This window comes from Dactylosporangium sp. NPDC051485 (assembly GCF_040682015.1).
Taxonomy (GTDB): domain Bacteria; phylum Actinomycetota; class Actinomycetes; order Mycobacteriales; family Micromonosporaceae; genus Dactylosporangium.
The window spans coordinates 120,456-136,931 of the sequence record NZ_JBFAZW010000014.1 but is presented as its reverse complement, the minus strand read 5'-3'; the positions used below and the strand labels follow the sequence as shown (position 1 = coordinate 136,931).

Annotated in this window: 19 protein-coding genes and 4 tRNA genes; 15 read left to right on the top strand and 8 right to left on the bottom strand. The window is 72.8% G+C overall.

The window, feature by feature from the left end:
• Nucleotides 1-167 precede the first annotated feature (167 nt).
• Together AB0M46_RS10905 and AB0M46_RS10900 are read left to right on the top strand one after the other, a co-directional pair.
• Nucleotides 168-680 (top strand): SigE family RNA polymerase sigma factor, encoded by a 513-nt coding sequence (locus AB0M46_RS10905; RefSeq protein WP_363334689.1) that lies wholly within the window; start codon nucleotides 168-170, stop codon nucleotides 678-680.
• Entirely contained in the window at nucleotides 673-1,803 is a 1,131-nt protein-coding gene (locus tag AB0M46_RS10900) for a hypothetical protein (protein ID WP_363334688.1), read from the top strand. Before AB0M46_RS10905 ends, AB0M46_RS10900 begins: the two co-directional genes overlap by 8 nt.
• A 27-nt stretch (nucleotides 1,804-1,830) precedes the next feature.
• Here AB0M46_RS10900 and AB0M46_RS10895 read toward each other — a convergent pair whose 3' ends face one another.
• From AB0M46_RS10895 to AB0M46_RS10885, 3 genes are read right to left on the bottom strand one after another with little or no spacing between them, the layout of a single operon-like run.
• Nucleotides 1,831-3,549: an MFS transporter gene (locus tag AB0M46_RS10895; RefSeq protein ID WP_363334686.1), complete on the bottom strand. Its 1,719-nt coding sequence runs from the start codon at nucleotides 3,547-3,549 to the stop codon at nucleotides 1,831-1,833.
• Nucleotides 3,546-3,809 carry a hypothetical protein gene (locus AB0M46_RS10890; RefSeq protein WP_363334685.1) on the bottom strand — a complete coding sequence of 88 codons (264 nt, stop codon included), beginning with the start codon at nucleotides 3,807-3,809 and terminating at the stop codon, nucleotides 3,546-3,548. Before AB0M46_RS10890 ends, AB0M46_RS10895 begins: the two co-directional genes overlap by 4 nt.
• Nucleotides 3,806-3,994, bottom strand: coding sequence for a hypothetical protein (locus AB0M46_RS10885; protein ID WP_363334683.1), 189 nt, complete (start codon nucleotides 3,992-3,994; stop codon nucleotides 3,806-3,808). The genes AB0M46_RS10890 and AB0M46_RS10885 overlap by 4 nt, the downstream gene beginning before the upstream one ends.
• A 76-nt stretch (nucleotides 3,995-4,070) precedes the next feature.
• Here AB0M46_RS10885 and AB0M46_RS10880 point away from each other — a divergent pair, with 76 nt between their 5' ends.
• The gene (locus AB0M46_RS10880; RefSeq protein ID WP_363334682.1) at nucleotides 4,071-4,514 is read left to right on the top strand and encodes a universal stress protein; all 444 of its coding nucleotides are present in this window, start codon (nucleotides 4,071-4,073) and stop codon (nucleotides 4,512-4,514) included.
• A 108-nt stretch (nucleotides 4,515-4,622) separates the two neighbouring features.
• On the opposite strand, the gene AB0M46_RS10875 is transcribed toward AB0M46_RS10880, so the two are convergent.
• Nucleotides 4,623-5,195, bottom strand: a complete 573-nt coding sequence (locus AB0M46_RS10875; protein ID WP_363334680.1) for a histidine phosphatase family protein — start codon at nucleotides 5,193-5,195, stop codon at nucleotides 4,623-4,625.
• Nucleotides 5,196-5,231: 36 nt separating this feature from the next.
• Here AB0M46_RS10875 and AB0M46_RS10870 point away from each other — a divergent pair, with 36 nt between their 5' ends.
• Complete coding sequence (locus AB0M46_RS10870; RefSeq protein WP_363334678.1) at nucleotides 5,232-5,921, top strand: haloacid dehalogenase-like hydrolase; 690 nt, start codon at nucleotides 5,232-5,234, stop codon at nucleotides 5,919-5,921.
• 30 nt (nucleotides 5,922-5,951) lie between these two features.
• Here AB0M46_RS10870 and AB0M46_RS10865 read toward each other — a convergent pair whose 3' ends face one another.
• From AB0M46_RS10865 to AB0M46_RS10855, 3 genes are read right to left on the bottom strand one after another with little or no spacing between them, the layout of a single operon-like run.
• Nucleotides 5,952-6,398 carry an Lrp/AsnC family transcriptional regulator gene (locus tag AB0M46_RS10865; protein WP_363334677.1) on the bottom strand — a complete coding sequence of 149 codons (447 nt, stop codon included), beginning with the start codon at nucleotides 6,396-6,398 and terminating at the stop codon, nucleotides 5,952-5,954.
• 29 nt (nucleotides 6,399-6,427) lie between these two features.
• On the bottom strand, nucleotides 6,428-7,564 hold the full coding sequence (locus tag AB0M46_RS10860; RefSeq protein ID WP_363334675.1) for an acyl-CoA dehydrogenase family protein: 1,137 nt from the start codon (nucleotides 7,562-7,564) through the stop codon (nucleotides 6,428-6,430).
• Nucleotides 7,561-8,664 carry a Xaa-Pro peptidase family protein gene (locus tag AB0M46_RS10855; protein ID WP_363334673.1) on the bottom strand — a complete coding sequence of 368 codons (1,104 nt, stop codon included), beginning with the start codon at nucleotides 8,662-8,664 and terminating at the stop codon, nucleotides 7,561-7,563. Before AB0M46_RS10855 ends, AB0M46_RS10860 begins: the two co-directional genes overlap by 4 nt.
• A gap of 171 nt (nucleotides 8,665-8,835) precedes the next feature.
• On the opposite strand from AB0M46_RS10855, the gene AB0M46_RS10850 reads away from it, so the two are divergent.
• From AB0M46_RS10850 to AB0M46_RS10830, 5 genes are all read left to right on the top strand, one after another.
• Nucleotides 8,836-9,783: a sensor histidine kinase gene (locus tag AB0M46_RS10850; RefSeq protein ID WP_363334672.1), complete on the top strand. Its 948-nt coding sequence runs from the start codon at nucleotides 8,836-8,838 to the stop codon at nucleotides 9,781-9,783.
• Nucleotides 9,784-9,813: 30 nt separating this feature from the next.
• Nucleotides 9,814-10,725, top strand: a complete 912-nt coding sequence (locus AB0M46_RS10845; protein WP_363334670.1) for a 5'-3' exonuclease — start codon at nucleotides 9,814-9,816, stop codon at nucleotides 10,723-10,725.
• Between the two features lie 88 nt (nucleotides 10,726-10,813).
• A complete protein-coding gene (locus tag AB0M46_RS10840) occupies nucleotides 10,814-13,288 on the top strand; it encodes a glycogen/starch/alpha-glucan phosphorylase (RefSeq protein ID WP_363334668.1) in 2,475 nt (824 codons plus the stop codon).
• Between the two features lie 275 nt (nucleotides 13,289-13,563).
• Nucleotides 13,564-14,091 carry a SigE family RNA polymerase sigma factor gene (locus tag AB0M46_RS10835; RefSeq protein WP_363334667.1) on the top strand — a complete coding sequence of 176 codons (528 nt, stop codon included), beginning with the start codon at nucleotides 13,564-13,566 and terminating at the stop codon, nucleotides 14,089-14,091.
• Nucleotides 14,091-14,870, top strand: coding sequence for a hypothetical protein (locus AB0M46_RS10830; RefSeq protein ID WP_363334665.1), 780 nt, complete (start codon nucleotides 14,091-14,093; stop codon nucleotides 14,868-14,870). The genes AB0M46_RS10835 and AB0M46_RS10830 overlap by 1 nt, the downstream gene beginning before the upstream one ends.
• A 138-nt stretch (nucleotides 14,871-15,008) precedes the next feature.
• Here AB0M46_RS10830 and AB0M46_RS10825 read toward each other — a convergent pair whose 3' ends face one another.
• Entirely contained in the window at nucleotides 15,009-15,548 is a 540-nt protein-coding gene (locus tag AB0M46_RS10825) for a hypothetical protein (RefSeq protein WP_363334663.1), read from the bottom strand.
• Between the two features lie 24 nt (nucleotides 15,549-15,572).
• Between AB0M46_RS10825 and AB0M46_RS10820 the strand changes: the two genes are divergently transcribed.
• From AB0M46_RS10820 to AB0M46_RS10795, 6 genes are all read left to right on the top strand, one after another.
• Nucleotides 15,573-15,734: a hypothetical protein gene (locus AB0M46_RS10820; RefSeq protein WP_363334705.1), complete on the top strand. Its 162-nt coding sequence runs from the start codon at nucleotides 15,573-15,575 to the stop codon at nucleotides 15,732-15,734.
• A gap of 22 nt (nucleotides 15,735-15,756) precedes the next feature.
• Nucleotides 15,757-15,957: a hypothetical protein gene (locus tag AB0M46_RS10815; protein ID WP_363334661.1), complete on the top strand. Its 201-nt coding sequence runs from the start codon at nucleotides 15,757-15,759 to the stop codon at nucleotides 15,955-15,957.
• A 159-nt stretch (nucleotides 15,958-16,116) separates the two neighbouring features.
• Nucleotides 16,117-16,188, top strand: a tRNA-Ala gene (locus tag AB0M46_RS10810).
• A gap of 37 nt (nucleotides 16,189-16,225) precedes the next feature.
• A tRNA-Glu gene (locus tag AB0M46_RS10805) sits at nucleotides 16,226-16,299 on the top strand.
• 10 nt (nucleotides 16,300-16,309) lie between these two features.
• Nucleotides 16,310-16,383, top strand: a tRNA-Gly gene (locus tag AB0M46_RS10800).
• A gap of 12 nt (nucleotides 16,384-16,395) precedes the next feature.
• Nucleotides 16,396-16,467 (top strand) — tRNA-Asp (locus AB0M46_RS10795).
• Nucleotides 16,468-16,476: the final 9 nt, after the last annotated feature.

Below are 16,476 nucleotides of genomic sequence, written 5' to 3'. Positions count from 1 at the left end.
TTACCCATCCCGACAGGTCTCTCGCCCGGGGGTCGCCCATCAGGCCCACCCCCCCCGCGGCCGTTTGTGTCGGCCAGCTGACCGCCCGGAACCCGGGGCGGCGGCATGGCGTGTCTCTTCCATCGGAGTTCCCGGACGGGAACTGTCAACCGCGGGGAGAGACAACGTTGCTCGGGTCAGTGGACCGGTCGCCGCCGGAGAGTTTCGAGAGTTTCTGCAGCAGCCGGTTCCACGCACTGACGCTGCAGATCTATGCCTTCACCGGCGACCTCGGCGAGGTGCAGGACCTCGTGCAGGAGGCGTTCTGCCGCGCCTACGCCCGGTGGTCCACCGTCCAGCACTACGAGAACCCGGTCGCCTGGGTCCGCCGGGTCGCGTGGAACCTGGCCACCAGCCGCTGGCGGCGGCTGCGCACGGCCGCCTCGTTCCTGCAGGGCCAGCGCGTGCAGCACGTCGCCGCACCCAGTGCCGACCGGGTCGACCTGACCTGGGCGCTCAAGCGGTTGCCCGAAGCCCAGCGCCGGATCTTCGTGCTCTTTCACGTCGCCGACCTGCCGTTGCAGGAGATCGCCGAGCAGGAGCAGGTGGCGCTCGGCACCGTCAAATCGACCCTGAGCAGGGCGCGGGCCGCGGTCGCGCCCATGCTGAGCGAGCAGCAGGAGGGCAGCTCCCGTGTCTGAGCTCGACGACGACATCCTGAACGCGGCCCTTGCCGACTTCCGCGCCGACGCCATGCCGCGCATCGCGCCGCTGGGCGCCGAGGCCGTCTTCGGCACCGTCCGGCGCCGCCGGCGCGTCCGCACCACGGCCGCCGCCTCGGCCCTGGCCCTGGCCGTGCTGGTGCCGTCGGGCCTGCTGGCCATGCAGGACCGGCAGGCCGCCCCGGCCGCGCCGGCCACCAGCGCGCCCGCGTCGCCCTCGCGGTCGGACGGCCCGCCGCCGGTGCGGGACGCCCCGACGGACCTCGCGAACGCCACCTTCACCCTCCCGGCCTGGCCGCCGGATGCGCCGAAGGACTGCCGGAGCGGCAAGATCACGTTCCACGGCGGTTGGGCGGCCTCCACCGCCGATTGGGTGCTGCTGATCCGCCCCGGCGCGCTCAGCGCCGACGTCGACGCCGACGGCGGCCGGGACACCCTGGTCCGGGTCACGTGCCGGGCGGGCGACAGCGGCTTCGACCAGCTCGTCGCGCTGAGCGCCCTGGACGGCGCGCTGCGCACGCTCGGCCAAGTCGTCTCCGCCGAGGAGATCATCGCCACGACGCCGGGGGCGGACGGCACCGTCGCCGTCAAGGTCGCCGACACGGTCCAGTGCTGTGGCATGCCACCGACGCACCGGCTCACGCAGAACCGCACCTTCCGCTGGTCGGGCGGGCGCTTCGAGCAGACCGGCGGTTCGGCGTCGTTCCTGGCCGACTCCTCTTATGCCGCCGTGACCGTCAAGAAGGCCGAGGCGGCCGTCGGTCCCCCCAGCGGCGGCAAGCAGACCGGCAGCGTCACGGTCACCGTGCGCAACGCCGGCCCGCACGCCAAGGACGTCACCGTCGTGCTCTCCTTCCCCACGAACATCACCGTCACCGGCAGGGCCACCGGCGCCTCGTGCGGGTCGTTCGGGGGGCAGGCCGTCAACGAGGCGCCGTGCGCGCTCGGCACCGTCCCGGCCGGCGGGAGCGTGACCTTGACGGTGCCGATCAGCTACGGCGCGACCGGTGATGGGTCGACGTGGCGCGGTGATTTCCAGATCCGCAGCGGGGACCAGCGCTACGACGCCTGGGAGCACCTGGACTCCGTCGGCTTCCAGTGACCGGCCCGGGCGGGCCGTCGCCCCGTGCTACACGGTGGTGGCGGCCCGTTCGGCGGGCTCGGGCCCGGGCGGTACGACCATGACCCGGCACCCGGCCTCGGCGATCAGCCGCTGGCTGGCGCTGCCGTCGAGCAGGTGCGCGACCCCGCCGTGTGAGGGGCCCCCGATCGCGACCACCTGGGCGCCGACCGCCCGGGCGTGCTCGGCGATCAGGCTGCCGGCGTGGCCGTGGTCGGCGACGCTGCGCAGGACGTGCCCGGCCGCCGGCACGCCCCCGGCCGCCAGCTCGTCCAGCCGCCGCTGCACCCGGGCCCGGGCCTGCTCGTAGCTCTCCCGGTCGACGGCGTCGTCGCCGACTACCGCGATCTCGTGGACGTGCAGCAACTCCAGTGGCGCGTTCAGGCGCCCGGCCAGCTCCGCGGCGGCCGCGGTGACGGCGTCGGCCGCGGGCCCGGCGTCGATGGCGACGACGACCGGCGGGTTGCCGTTGGCCGTGCCGGTCCGCCCGACGCCCACGATCTCGCCGACCGCCGCGCCGGGCCGCTGCCCGGCCGCCGTCTCCTCGGCGGCCCGCTCGGCCTCGGTCAGGATGCGGTGGCCGGTGGCCAGCACGGCGATGGCGATGAGGAACGCCGCGGCGCCCGCGTAGAAGGGGACGTGGATGTTGTAGTGGTCGGCCAGCTTGCCGGCGACGAAGGGGGCGAGGCCGCCGCCGATGAAGCGCACGAACCCGTAGGAGGCGGAGGCGACCGGCCGCGGCACGGGGGCGACCGTCATGACCGCCTGGGTGGTCAGCGTGTTGTTGATGCCGATGAACGCGCCGCAGACGATGACGGCCACGATCACGGCCTTGGGCGAGTTGGTGCACGCGCCGATGACGGCGAGGACCACGGCGAGCAGGAACAGGTTGGCGTACAGCGTCTTGGCGGTGCCGAAGCGCCGCTGCAGCCGCGGGGCGACCGCGACGCTGAAGACCGCGACCAGCAGGCCCCAGCCGGTGAAGACGAGGCCGAGCTGGTGCTCCGACAGGTGCATCGGATAGGGGGCGTACCCCAGCATCGTGAAGAAGCCCCAGTTGTAGAACACCGCGGTCAGGCTCATGATCAGCAGCCCGCGGTGGCGCAGCGCGGCGATCGGGGCGGCGATGGAGGTCCGCTCGGCCGGCCGCGGTGTCTTCGGCACCAGCGTGATGGTGGCGATGAGGGCGATGAACATCAGCACGCTGACGCCGTAGAACGGGCCGCGCCAGCTGATGCCGCCGAGGGTGCCACCGAGCAGCGGGCCGACCGCGATGCCGATGCCGAGCGCGGTCTCGTACAGGATGATGGCCCCGCCGAAGCCGCCGCTCGCCGACGCCACGATGACGGCCAGGGAGGTGGCGATGAACAGCGCGTTGCCCAGGCCCCAGCCGGCCCGGAAGCCGACGATGCCGCCGATCGAGTGCGAGCTGCCGGCCAGGGCGGCGAAGATCACGATGAGCACCAGGCCGGCGATGAGGGTGCGCTTGGGGCCGATGCGGCTGGACACCAGGTTGGTGACCAGCATGGCGACCGCGGTCACCAGCAGGTAGCTGGTGAACAGCAGCGACACCTGGCTGGGCGAGGCGTGCAGCTTGACCGACAGGGCGGGCAGGATCGGGTCGACCAGGCCGATGCCCATGAACGAGACGACGCAGGCGAAGGCGACCGCCCACACCGCCCTGGGCTGGCGGAACGGGCTGGGCGCGGAGTGGTGCTGATGGCTCATGCGCGGGTGCTCCCGGGGTTGTCGGGCTGGGTGGTGACGAGCCGGTCCAGGGCGGGCAGCGCGGCCGCGAGCGCGGCGCGGTCCTCGGGGCTGAGGCGCCCAGCGAGCTCGGCCAGCCGGCGGGCCCGCGCGTCGTGGCGGCGGCGCAGCAGCTCGGCGCCGGCCGCGGTGAGGTGCACCATCACGACCCGGGCGTCGGCCTCCCAGGAGCGCCGCTCGGCGTAGCCGTCGTGCTCCAGGCGGGAGACGAGCTGCGTCATGGCCGGCTGGGTGACGCCCTCGCGCGCCGCAGCTCCGAGACGCGGCAGGGGCCGCCCGCGTCGAGCGTGCGCAGCGTGGCCGCCGCCGTGAGCGAGACGCGCTCCCCCTGGGCCGAGCGCCGTAGCAGGGACACGACCCGCTCCAGGCCGTTGGCCAGCGCCGCGCTGTCGAGGATCTCCGTCACGAAACTTTTATATCATGCACTTATATTTACGGCTTATGCTTCTGGGTGTGATCGCGACCGCCCTTGGAGCCATGCCATGCGCGACGATGCCCAGCCGGTGACCATCCTGGTCGGGGTCGACGGTTCGACGCCGTCGCTGCGGGCCGCCGCCTACGCGGTGGGCCTGGCCCGCCGCCAGCGCTGCCGGCTCGTCGCCGTGTACGTGCGCTCGCTGCCCGCCTCGATGCTGTCCATGGCCGACGCCGGCGGGGGCGCCGCAGTCAACGTGATCGCCGCGCACGATGCGGTGGAGGGGCAGCTGCGGGAGACCATGCAGCGCGAGCTGCCGCGGCTGAGCGTCGACGTGGAGCTGCTCGTGCGCACGGGGGAGCCCTACACCGAGCTGGTCGCCGCCGCGAGCCAGCTGGGCGCCGACGCCGTGGTCGTGGGGCGCTCGGCCAGCCCGCTGCACCGCATCGCCGGCTCGGTCGCCACCCGCCTGGTGCGCTGCGGGCGCTGGCCCGTCACGGTCGTGCCGTAGCGCCGCCGGCCGTCACGGTCGTGCCGCGAGCCGGCTCAGGCGGGCGGCGCGTTCCACTCGCGGTCGTGCCGTGCGCCGCCGGTCGTCAGGGTCGTGCCGTGGGCCGGGTCAGGCGGGCGGCGCGTTCCACAGGCGCAGGGACGGGACGTCGTGCTCGTGCCCCAGCACCGACAACGTGGCGGTGCCCAGGGTCAGGTGGGCGCCGAACGCGACCGGCTGCTCCAGCCAGCGGGCGGCCAGGGCGCGGGCCGCGTGGCCGTGGGTCACCACCACGACGTCGCCCAGCGCCAGCATCGGGCGCAGCTTGGCCAGGAGGCGGTCCAGGCGGGCGGTCACCCGGTCCGGCGTCTCGCCGCCGGGGCAGCCGTCGCGCCACAGGTCCCAGCGCGGGGCCTCGGCGCGGATGTCGGCGGTGGTGCGGCCCTCGTAGTCGCCGTAGTCCCACTCGACGGTGTCCTGGTCGACCTCGGTGACCGTCAGGCCGGCCAGCTCCGCGGTGCGCAGCACGCGGCGGCGGGGGCTGCACAGGACGGCGACGAACGAGCGGTTGGCCAGGGACCGGCTCAGGGCCTCGGCGCCCGCCTCACCCTCCGGGGTGAGGTCCAGGTCGGTGGTCGATGTGTGCCGCCCGGCGGCGCTCCACTCGGTCTGTCCGTGCCGTACGACCACGATCTCGCCCATCTCCACATTGTGCCGGTTGCGGCTAGGCTGCACCCCGTGGACGGGGTTCTGGTGCTCTGGGATGTGGACCACACGCTCGTGGACGTGGACGGGCTGGGCCGGGAGGCCTACGACCTGGCGTTCCTGCGGCGCTTCGGCCGGCCGGTCGAGCACCAGCCGCCGATGGCCGGGCGGACCGACCGGGCGATCGCCGCGGACATGCTGCGCCGCAACGGGGTGGCGGTGACCGAGCCGCACCTCGAGGCGCTGCGCGAGGGGGCGGAGGCGGCCCTGGACGAGCTCGCACACCTGCTGCCCACGCGGGGGCGGGCCCTGCCCGGCGCGGCCGAGGCGCTGTCCGCGCTGGCCGGGCGGGCCGGGCAGACGCTGCTGACCGGCAACGTCCGGCGCATCGCCGAGGTGAAGCTGGTTCCCTTCGGGCTCACCGCCCACCTGGACCTGGACGCCGGGGCGTACGGCTGGAGCCACGAGGTGCGGGCGGAGCTGGTCGCGATCGCCCGGGCCAACGCCCGCGCCCGCTTCGACCGACACTTCGCCAAGGTGGTGCTGGTCGGCGACACGCCCGAGGACGTCGGGGCGGCGCTGCACGGCGGGGCCGGCGTGGTGGCCGTGGCGACCGGGCGCTACGGCGCCGGCGAGCTCGAGCGGGCCGGCGCGCACGTTGTGCTGGCCGACCTGGCCGACACCCAGCGGGTGCTGGACGCGATCAGGACCGCCGCGCGCTAGAGCGGGCCGGCGCGGCGGGTGCTGACGCGATCAGGACTGCCGCACGCTGGAGCGGTGCTCGTAGGGCGTGGACAGCACCACCGTCGTGCGCGTGGTGACGTTGGCCGCCGAGCGGATCTCCTGCAGCAGCCGCTCCAGCGCCAGGGGATTCTCCACCCGCACCAGCAGCATGTAGAAGTCCTCGCCGGCGACGGAGTAGCACGACTCGATCTGCGGCAGCCGGGCCAGCCGGTCGGGCGCGTCGTCGGGCTGCGACGGGTCGAGCGGGCGGATCGCGACGAAGGCGGTCAGGGAGATGCCGAGCGCGTCATGGTCGACCTTCGCGGCGTAGCCCTTGATGACGCCGCGCTGCTCGAGGCGGCGCACCCGCTGGTGCACCGCCGACACCGACAGCCCGACCCGCTCGGCCAGGTCGGTGTAGGACAGGCGGCCGTCGGCCGCGAGGGCCGCGACGATCGCGCGATCGGTCTCTTCCACGCCCGAACCCTAACGTGCCGGGCAAGCGGTTACAGCGAGCGGGCGATCACCACGCGCTGGATCTGGTTGGTCCCCTCGAAGATCTGCAGCACCTTGGCCTCGCGCATGTACCGCTCGACGGGGTGGTCGGACACGTAGCCGGCGCCGCCGAGCACCTGCACGGCATCGGTGGTGACCCGCATCGCCGTGTCGGTGCAGAACAGCTTGGCCTTGGCCGCCTCCGCGCTGTGCGGCCGGCCCGCGTCGCGCAGCCGGGCGGCGGACAGGTACAGCGCGCGGGCGGCGGCGATCTGCGTCGCCATGTCGGCCAGCATGAAGGCCACGCCCTGGAACTCGGCGATCGGCCGGCCGAACTGCTCGCGCTCCTTCGCGTAGGCGGCCGCGTAGTCCAGTGCCGCCTGGGCGAGGCCGACGGCGCACGCGGCGATGCCGAGGCGGCCGCCGTCCAGTGCGGCGAGGGCGATCCGGAAGCCGCCGTCGCGCTCGCCGACGAGCCGGTCGGCGCTCACCACGGCGCCCTCGAAGGCGAGCTGGGCCACGACGGAGGAGCGCAGGCCCATGGTCTTCTCGGGCACCTGCGGTACGACTCCCGGGGTCTCGGCATTGACCAGCAGGCAGGAGATGCCCTTCGCGCCCGGGCCGCCGGTGCGGGCGAAGACGTTGTAGAAGTCGGCCTGGCCGGCGTGGGTGATCCAGGCCTTGGTGCCGCGCACCACGAACCCGTCGGGGCCGTCGTCCGCCCTCGTGGTCAGGGCCGCCGCGTCGGACCCGCAGTGCGGCTCGGAGAGGCAGTAGGCGCCGAGCAGCTCGCCGCCGAGCATGTCGGGCAGGTGCTTCTTGCGCTGCAGGTCGGTGCCGTAGGCGGCGACGGGGTAACAGGCCAGGGTGTGCACCGAGAGGCCCTCGGCGACGGCCAGCCAGCGGGCCGCGATCTCCTCGAGCACCTGCAGGTACAGCTCGTAGGGCACCCCGGAGCCGCCGTGCTCCTCGGGATAGGGCAGGCCGAGCAGCCCGGCCCGGCCGAGCAGGCGGAACAGCTCGCGCGGGAAGCGCCGCTCGGCCTCGAACTCCTCGACCTTCGGCGCCAGCTCGCCGTCGGCAATCTCGCGGGCGAGCCCGATGAGGGCCTCGCCCTCCTCGGTCAGGAACGGCCGTTCGACGCTCATAGGATCACCAGCTCGGTGTCGATGGTGTTGAGCCGCTCCACACCGTCCTCGGTGCACACCACGATGTCCTCGATCCGGGCGCCGTGCCGGCCGGCCAGGTAGATGCCCGGCTCGACGGAGAAGGCCATGCCCGGCTCGAGCGGGGCGTCGTTGCCGGCCACGATGTAGGGGTCCTCGTGGCCGTCGAGGCCGATGCCGTGGCCGGTGCGGTGCAGGAACCGCTCGCCGTAGCCGGCGCCGGCGATGAGGTCGCGGGCGGCCGCGTCGACCGACTCCGCGCTCACCCCCGGCCGCACGGCGGCGACCGCGGCCCGCTGGGCCTCGTGCAGCACCGCGTAGTAGGCGGCGAAGTCGGCCGGGGGCTCGCCGACGCAGTACGTGCGGGTGGAGTCGGAGCAGTAGCCGTCGGGCATCCGGCCGCCGATGTCCACGACCACCGGCTCGCCGGGGGCGATGACCCGGTCGGAGACGCCGTGGTGCGGGCTGGCGCCGTTCGGCCCGGCGGCGACGATGGTGAACTCGACGGTGGCGTGGCCGGCCTCGCGGATGCCGGCCGCGATGTCGGCGGCCACCTCGGCCTCGGTGCGCCCGGGCCGCAGCCACTCGCCCATCCGCTCGTGCACGGCGTCGATGGCCTGCCCGGCCCGGCGCAGCGCCTCGATCTCGGCCGGGGACTTGCGCAGCCGCAGGCCGCGCAGCACCGCGCCGGCGAGGGCCTGCCCGGTCTCGGGCAGCGCGTCGCGCAGCGCCAGCACCTGCTCGGCCCACATCCGGTTGCCGAGCCCGGCGGTCTTCGCGCGGCCGGCGAGCAGCTCCTGCACGATGCGATACGGATCGGTGCCGTCGGCGTGGTCGACCAGCCGGACGCCGATGGACTCGGCCGGCGAGGCCTCGGCGGCGGGGCGCTCCAGGCGCGGGACGATCAGCGTGGCCTCGCCGTCCGTGGGCAGGACGAGCAGTGTGAGGCGCTCCAGGGCGTGCGCGTCGTAGCCGGTCAGGTACTGCAGGTCGGCGCTCGGCCCGATGAGCAGCGCGTCGAGGCCGGCCTCGGCGGCGGCGCGCCGGGCGGCGGCCAGCCGGTCGGGTGAGTAGAGCTCCACCCCTCAAGCTTAACGGTCGTTCGGTTTTGCGTGTTACCCGTGGGGCCGGTGTGCTTGGGCGGTGTCAACGGATAGGTGTTCGATCCGACAGGGTGGCGTAGTCTGTCCGCGAGGGTTGAGTAAAGGCCCCGAGTGCACCTGTTGTCGAACCGAGACGAGCAGCGCATCTCCATGAGCGGACGCGGCGCGCCCACGCCGATCGAACGGGTCCAGGACCCCTTCGTGCACGAGGCGCTGCTCTACGAGGGCCCGGCCGCCTTCCTCGACGCCACGATGAAGTTCATCTACGAGGGCTTCTCCATGGACGAGCCGATCGCGGTCGCCGTCCCGCCGCCCAACGGTGCCATGCTGCGCGAGCGCCTGGGTGCGTTCGCCGACGGCGTCACCTTCATCGACATGACCGAGGCCGGGCGCAACCCGGGCCGGATCATCCCTTGGGTGCTGACCAAGTTCCTCGACGAGCACCACGGCCGCCGGGTGCGGGTGATCGGCCAGCCGATCTGGCCGTCGCGCACCGCCGAGGAGTACCCCGCCTGCGTGCAGCACGAGGCCATGATCAACGTGGCCTTCGCCGGGCGCGAGGCGACCATCCTGTGCCCGTACGACGTCGCCCGCCTCGACCCGGGCCGCGTCCGCGACGCCCACGCCACCCACCCGATCATGGCCGACGACAACGGCCGGTTCCCCAGCGACGCCTACGACCCGTACGGCATCGCCGAGGCCTACAACGTGCCGTTGTCCGAGCCGCCGGCCGGCGCCACCACGCTGCGCTTCGAGCTCTCCGGCCTGGTCGAGGTGCGCCGCCGGGTGGCCGAGGTGGGGCTGGATGCCGACCTGCCCCCGGACCGCATCGTGGACCTGCAGAGCGCCGTCAACGAGCTGGCCACCAACAGCGTCCAGCACGGCGGCGGCTCCGGCACGCTGCGCACCTGGCACGACGACGAGCGCGTGGTCTGCGAGGTCCGCGACTTCGGCCACGTCACCGACCTCATGATCGGCCGCCTGCGCCCGCCGGAGGGCCGCGGCCGCGGCCTGGTCATGGTCCACTTCCTCGCCGACCTGGTCCAGCGGCACACCTGCGCCACCGGCACCACGACGCGCATCCACGTGCTGCGCTAAATGCGCGCCCCGAGTGGATAGTCTGGCCCGGTGGACCGCCCTCTGCTGCTGATCGACTCCGCCAGTCTCTATTTCCGGGCGTACTTCGGGGTGCCCGAGGCCGCCGCGAAGGCCCCCGACGGCACGCCGGTCAACGCCGTGCGCGGCTTCCTCGACATGCTCGCCACCCTGATCCGCGGCCGCGGACCGGACCGCATGGTCTGCTGCCTCGACGAGAGCTGGCGCCCGGCCTGGCGGGTCGCCCTGCTGCCCTCCTACAAGGCGCACCGGCTCACCCCCGCCGGCGGCGAGGAGGTGCCGGCCGCCCTGGAGGTCCAGGTCCCCGTCATCCTCGACTTCCTCTCCGCCCTCGGCATCGCCGCCGTGGGCGCCCACGACTTCGAGGCCGACGACGTCATCGGCACCCTGGCCACCCGTGAGGACGGCCCCGTCGAGGTGGCCACCGGCGACCGGGACCTCTTCCAGCTCATCGACGACCAGAAACCGATCAGGGTGCTGTACTGCGGCCGCGGCGTCGCCAAGCTCGAGGTCCTCGACGACACCGCCCTGCACACCAAGTACGGCGTCCCGGCCGCGGGCTACGCCGACCTCGCCGCCCTGCGCGGCGACCCGAGCGACGGCCTGCCGGGCGTCGCCGGGGTGGGGGAGAAGACCGCGGCCCGCCTGGTGGACCGCTACGGCGGCCTCGACGGCATCCTGGCGGCCCTCGAGGACCCGGCGTCGGGCTTCGCGCCGGGCCTGCGCGGCAAGCTGGAGGCCGGGCGGGAGTACCTGGCCGCCGCCCGCGACGTCGTGGCCGTCTCCCGGACCGTCCCCATCCCGGCGCTGGACACCAAGCTCCCCGCCGTCCCCGCCGACCCCGACCGCCTCATGGCCCTGGCCGAGCGCTGGGGCCTGGCCGGCGCCGCCAAGCGCATCGTCGACGCCCTCGGCGCGGCCTGAGGGACATTTCCGGACATTATCCCGCGCGGCGTGCCCAACTTCCCGGGACGGGTCGGAGACGGCGGGGTGGGCGCGGAATACTGAACGAGTGACCGATGACCGCCCCCACCCCAAGATGCGCTCCGTCGGCAGCACACTCGAGGACTTCGAGCGGGACCTCATCAGCAACCTGTACTACCAGCGAGGCACCACGCTCGAGTCGGCCAGCGGCTCCGACGGCTACCAGACGCTCGCGCTCACCGTGCGGGACCGGCTGGTGGAGCGGTATGCGCGCACCGCCGCGGCGCACTACGAGGCGAACCCGCGGTTCGTGTACTACCTGTCCGCGGAGTACCTGCTCGGGCGGCAGCTGGGGCAGAACCTGCTCTACACCGACACCGAGCGGTTCGTGCGGCCGATCGCCGAGGAGCTCGGGGTCACGCTCGAGGCCCTGGAGAGCTACGACGTCGAGCCGGGGCTGGGCAACGGCGGGCTCGGGCGGCTGGCCGCCTGCCTGATGGACTCCATGGCGACGCTGGACATCCCGGCCGTCGGTTACGGCATACGGTACGAGTTCGGCATCTTCAAGCAGGCGTTCCGCGACGGCGCGCAGGTCGAGCGGCCCGACGACTGGACGTTCTACGGCAACCCATGGGAGTTCCCGGCACCGGACGACCGGCAGGTGGTCGGCTTCTACGGCACGACGGCCGCGGCGCTGGACGACCCGACCGGGCTGCGCCGGCAGTGGACGCCCGGGGAGGTCGTGCGCGGGGAGCCCAGCCACATGCTGGTGCCCGGGTATGGCACCCAGACCGTCAACATCATCCGGCTGTGGCAGGCCCGGGCCAGCCGGCAGTCCTTCGACCTGTCGCGGTTCGGGGCCGGGCAGTACAAGGAGGCCGTCGAGGACATCGTGCGGGCCGAGAACATCAGCAAGGTGCTGTACCCCGACGACAGCACCGAGCAGGGCCGCGAGCTGCGGCTCAAGCAGCAGTACTTCCTCGTGGCGTGCTCGCTGCGCGACATCATCCGGCGCTACCGCCTGCGCAACACCGGCTGGGACGCGTTCCCGGCCAAGGTCGTCATCCAGCTCAACGACACCCACCCGGTCATGGCCGTCACCGAGCTCATGCGGCTGCTGGTCGACGAGTACCGGCTGGACTGGGACCTGGCCTGGTCGATCACCCGGCGCACCTTCAACTACACGTGCCACACCCTGCTGCCCGAGGCCCTGGAGACCTGGCCGGTGGCGGTGGTGGAGCGGCTGCTGCCCCGCCACATGGAGATCATCTACGCGATCAACCACTTCTTCCTGCAGGAGGTGGAGGCGACGTACCCCGGCGACCTCGACCGCCTCCGGAGGCTCTCGATCATCCAGGAGGAGCCGGACAAGCGGATCCGCATGGCCCACCTGGCGGTCGTCGGCAGCACCGCGGTCAACGGCGTCGCCGAGCTGCACACCCGGCTGCTCACCGCGACCACGCTGCGCGACTTCGCCGAGCTGTGGCCGCAGAAGTTCCACAACGTCACCAACGGCATCACCCCGCGGCGGTTCGTGCGCCTGGCCAACCCGCGCCTGTCCGCGCTGGTCACCGAGCGGCTCGGGGACGAGTCCTGGCTCACCGACCTGGACCGGCTCGAGGGGCTGGCCGGGGCGGCCGACGACCCGGCGTTCCTGGAGCGCTGGCGGGCCGTCAAGCGGGCCAACAAGGTCGACCTGGCGACCCACGTCGAGCGCTCGACGGGCGTGGTGATCGACCCCGACGCCCTGTGCGACGTGATGATCAAGCGCTTCCACGAGTACAAACGGCAGCACCTGAAGCTCTTGCACGTCGTCACGCTGTTCAACCGGCTCCGCGAGCACCCGGACCTGGACGTGGCACCCCGCACGGTGCTCTTCGGCGGCAAGGCGGCCCCGGGCTACCACGCGATGAAGCTGCTCCTGCACCTGGTCAACGCGGTCGCCGAGACGGTCAACACCGACCCCGTGGTGTCCCGCCGGCTCAAGGTCGTGCTGCCGCCGGACTACAACGTGACCCGGGCCCAGTGGATCATCCCGGCCGCCGACCTGTCCGAGCAGATCTCGCTGGCCGGCAAGGAGGCCTCGGGCACGGGCAACATGAAGCTCGCCCTCAACGGCGCCCTGACCATCGGCACCCTCGACGGCGCCAACATCGAGATCCGCGACCGCGTCGGCGCCGAGAACTTCTTCCTCTTCGGCCTCGACGCCCAGGAGGCGGCCGAGCTGCGCCGCGACTACCACCCCCGCGCGTACTACGAGCGCGACCCCGACCTGCGAGCCGCCATCGACACCATCGCGGCCGGCACCTTCGCCAAGGGCGACCGCTCCCTCTTCGCCCCGGTGGTCGACTCGATGCTGGGCCGCGACGAGTACCTGGCCCTGGCCGACTACCGCGCCTACCTCGACTGCCAGGAGCGCGTCGAGCAGGCGTGGCGCGACCAGGACGCCTGGGCCCGCATGTCGGTCCTCAACTCGGCCCGAAGCGGCTTCTTCTCCTCCGACCGAACCGTCCGCGACTACTGCGAAAGAATCTGGCGCGTCGAGCCGGTCCGGGTCGCTTGAGGATGCGCACGCTGCGCGCTACGGGTCAGTGACCTGAAGCGCTCGCTCGCCTTCTGCACCGCGATCGGGCACGCCGAGGTCGGCGTTGTCCCCGAGGCGCCGTACGGCAGCCTGAAAAGCTGTCGCAGTCCAGCGTGCGGCTCGCCCATGGTCGTTCCGGCCGGCCGGCCGGGCGGGTGCGGTGCGAGCGCGTGACCGCCGTCGTGTATTCGTCCGGCTGCTGAGGCAACCCGCCTGAGCGCCGCACCGGTCTAGGTGTGGTGAAGGGGGTGCCTGTGAACAAGGAGATCGAGTCCGACCTGCACGAGTTCGTCGAGACCCGGTATGTGCACCTGCGTCGCACCGCGTACCTGCTGTGCGGCGAGTGGCATCGGGCCGAGGATCTCGTGCAGACCGCGCTGGCCAGGGTCGTGGTGGCGGCGCGGCGCGGGCGGGTGGACAGCCTCGACGCATATTCCCGGCAGGTCCTGCTGCGGGTCTACCTGGACGACAACCGGCGCGGGTCGCGCCGGCGCGAGCGGAACTGGGCGGACCCGGCGGCCGCGGCCGAACCGCCGGCGGTGGCCGGTGACCAGGCCGTGGCGCTCACGGTGCTGGCGGCGCTGCGCACCCTGCCGGCCAGGCAGCGCGCGACTGTCGTGCTGCGCTACTGGGAGGACCGCAGTGTCGAGGACACCGCGGCAGTGCTCGGGGTCAGCGAGGGCACCGTGAAGAGTCAGTCGGCCAAGGGCCTGGCCGCGCTGCGCCAGATCCTCGCCGGAAGTCTGGGGGAACTCATGTTCAGTGATGGAGGTGTGCTCTGATGCCGCTGGATGAACTGCGCACGGCGCTGAGCCAGGCGGTGGAGCTCGACGAGCCGGCGATCGGGACCGGGCCTTCGGCGGTGTTCGCTCGGGCCGACCGGGTCCGGACCCGGCAGCGGCTCACGATGCTGGTCAGCGGGGTCGCGGTGCTGGGCGTCGCGATCGGCGCCGCCGCGCTGGCCGTCGACCGATCGGGCGGAGCATCGACGACCGCTCAGGCGCCGGTGGTGGTTTCATCCGCCCCGACCGGCCCCGGCCCGAGTCCCAGCCCCAGCCCCGGCGGGCGGCGTGCCGATGTGCCGGGGGACGTCGTGCTCGCCACCTTGCAGCGGCTGCTGCCGGCCGGCGTGGCCACGTCCGAACCGTTCAGCAGCCCGGGGTTCGCCGAGGTGATCCTCACCGACCCGGCCGGCCGCGGCAAGGTCCAGGTCAATGTGCAGCCGCATTTCGCGGAACCGCCGTCCCGCCGCCCCGTCGGCGACGCCCCGATGGATCTGTTCTCCTGCGCCAAGCGGGGCATGCCGGCCGGCACCCGCTGCACCGAGTCGACACTGCCGGACGGCACGCTCGTCGTGCTGACCGACGGCCCCTCGGAGGACGCCGGTCACAACCGGATCAAGCTGCGCATGGCCGACGTCTATCGGCCGGACCACGTGCGCATCGTGATCGGCACGTGGAACGCGGTGCACGAGAAGACCAACACCGCGACCCGGGCCGAGCCGCCGCTGACCGTCCAGCAACTGCAGGCGATCGCCACCGACCCGGCCTGGCCGGTCTGATCCTGGCGGCTCGCTGGGCGAGGTGCAGTTCTTCGCCAACGAGCGAGTCCCGGACTATCACGCCTGGGCCCGGGCCTTGAGCTGGTACGCGCGTACTGCTTCGTCGCAGAACGCGGCGCCGCCACCCACGGGTGGACCTCAGCGGACCGCCGCGATTTCCGCCGGCGGCAGCGGGCGCAGGAACGCGGGCCGGAAGGCGCCGGTGCGGCGGTGGATGTACAGCAGGTGCGGATAGGGCAGCCCGAGCTCGCCGACCCAGTGCGAGTCGGGGTCCGCGAGCGCCACGGTGAGCGGCACGCCGCGCATCGAGTGCCTGCGCAGATCCCCGACGAGCAGGTCATGGGCCATCTGCTCGGCCTTCGCGCGGTTCACCGGCCCGGGCCGGTCGTGGTAGCCGAGGACCCGCTCGGCGTAGGCGGCCCATTCGCCGGCCAGGGCGCGCCCGCGCCCGCGCGCGGCGGCGGCCCGGACCGCGTCGAGTTCCATGCCGCCGGCGAGCAGCCGGAGGGTGTACTCCTCGAGGACCGCCGCGCAGTAGCGCTGCTTGGGGCAGGCCGGGTCGGCGGCGGTGTCGACGAGGAACGGCAGGAACGACACGTGGTGCAGCATGAGGTCGAAGTCCTCGTCGGGCAGCTGCGCCGCAGGGTCGTATGCCCACCGGTCGAAGTCGAAGCTCATCGGTACAGGGTAGGCCCGGGCGACGTGCGGCCCGGGCCGGTCCCGTGGCGCTGGGCCACGTTCGATGCCGAGCCGGCCGCCCTGCTCACCATCGCCGAGCCGACCACGAAAACGCACGTGAAACGCATCCTGGTCAAGATCGGTGCCCGGGATCGCGTGCAGGCGTCGTCATCGCGTGCCGATTAATGCATTGTGCGGGCGCCGAAGAATGCGTACTGTATTCATCAGCGCCGGGAAATACTCCGGCGCGGGACACTACGACGACAAGGAGCTGGCCATGAAGCGGCACCCCGACTTCGAGCTGACGCGGCAGATGCCGCTCGGCGCGGGGGCCTGCTACGGCTATGCCCTTTGTGCTGGTCTCGGCTGTCTGAAAGGTGAAGACGCCCCGGGTGGGTGGAGCGGCTAGCAACCGGCTAGCGACGCCTCCGCCGCCCACCCCGACCGGGGACCGGGCGGCTTTTTCGTGGCATTCCACGGGCTCGTGGAATAACGCCCCGGCATATTCGCCGGTGGATTCGAACATTGACAAGTCCACAGTGAATGGCACGCGTTCAAAAATAGGTACGGGCCTGTGGCGCAGCGGTAGCGCATCGGTCTGGCAGACCGACGGTCAGCGGTTCAAATCCGCTCAGGTCCACTGGGTGTCCGGGGGGATTCAACAGGCACCCAGCTCTCGCCCGTGAGGTTGCGGCAGGTAGACCTCCGGATTCTCACTCCGGCAGACCGGGTTCAACCCCCGGACGGGCGACGTGTTGCCTGCGGTAGTCGTCCAACGGGCAGGACACCTGTCTTCCAAGCAGGCCGTGACGGGGTTCGAGTCCCCGCTACCGCTCGTGTCAGTCATGCCGTCGTAGCTCAGCGGGAGAGCAAGGCCCTGTCGAGGCCGAGGTCGCCGGTTCGATTCCGGTCGGCGGTGCGCAGTACC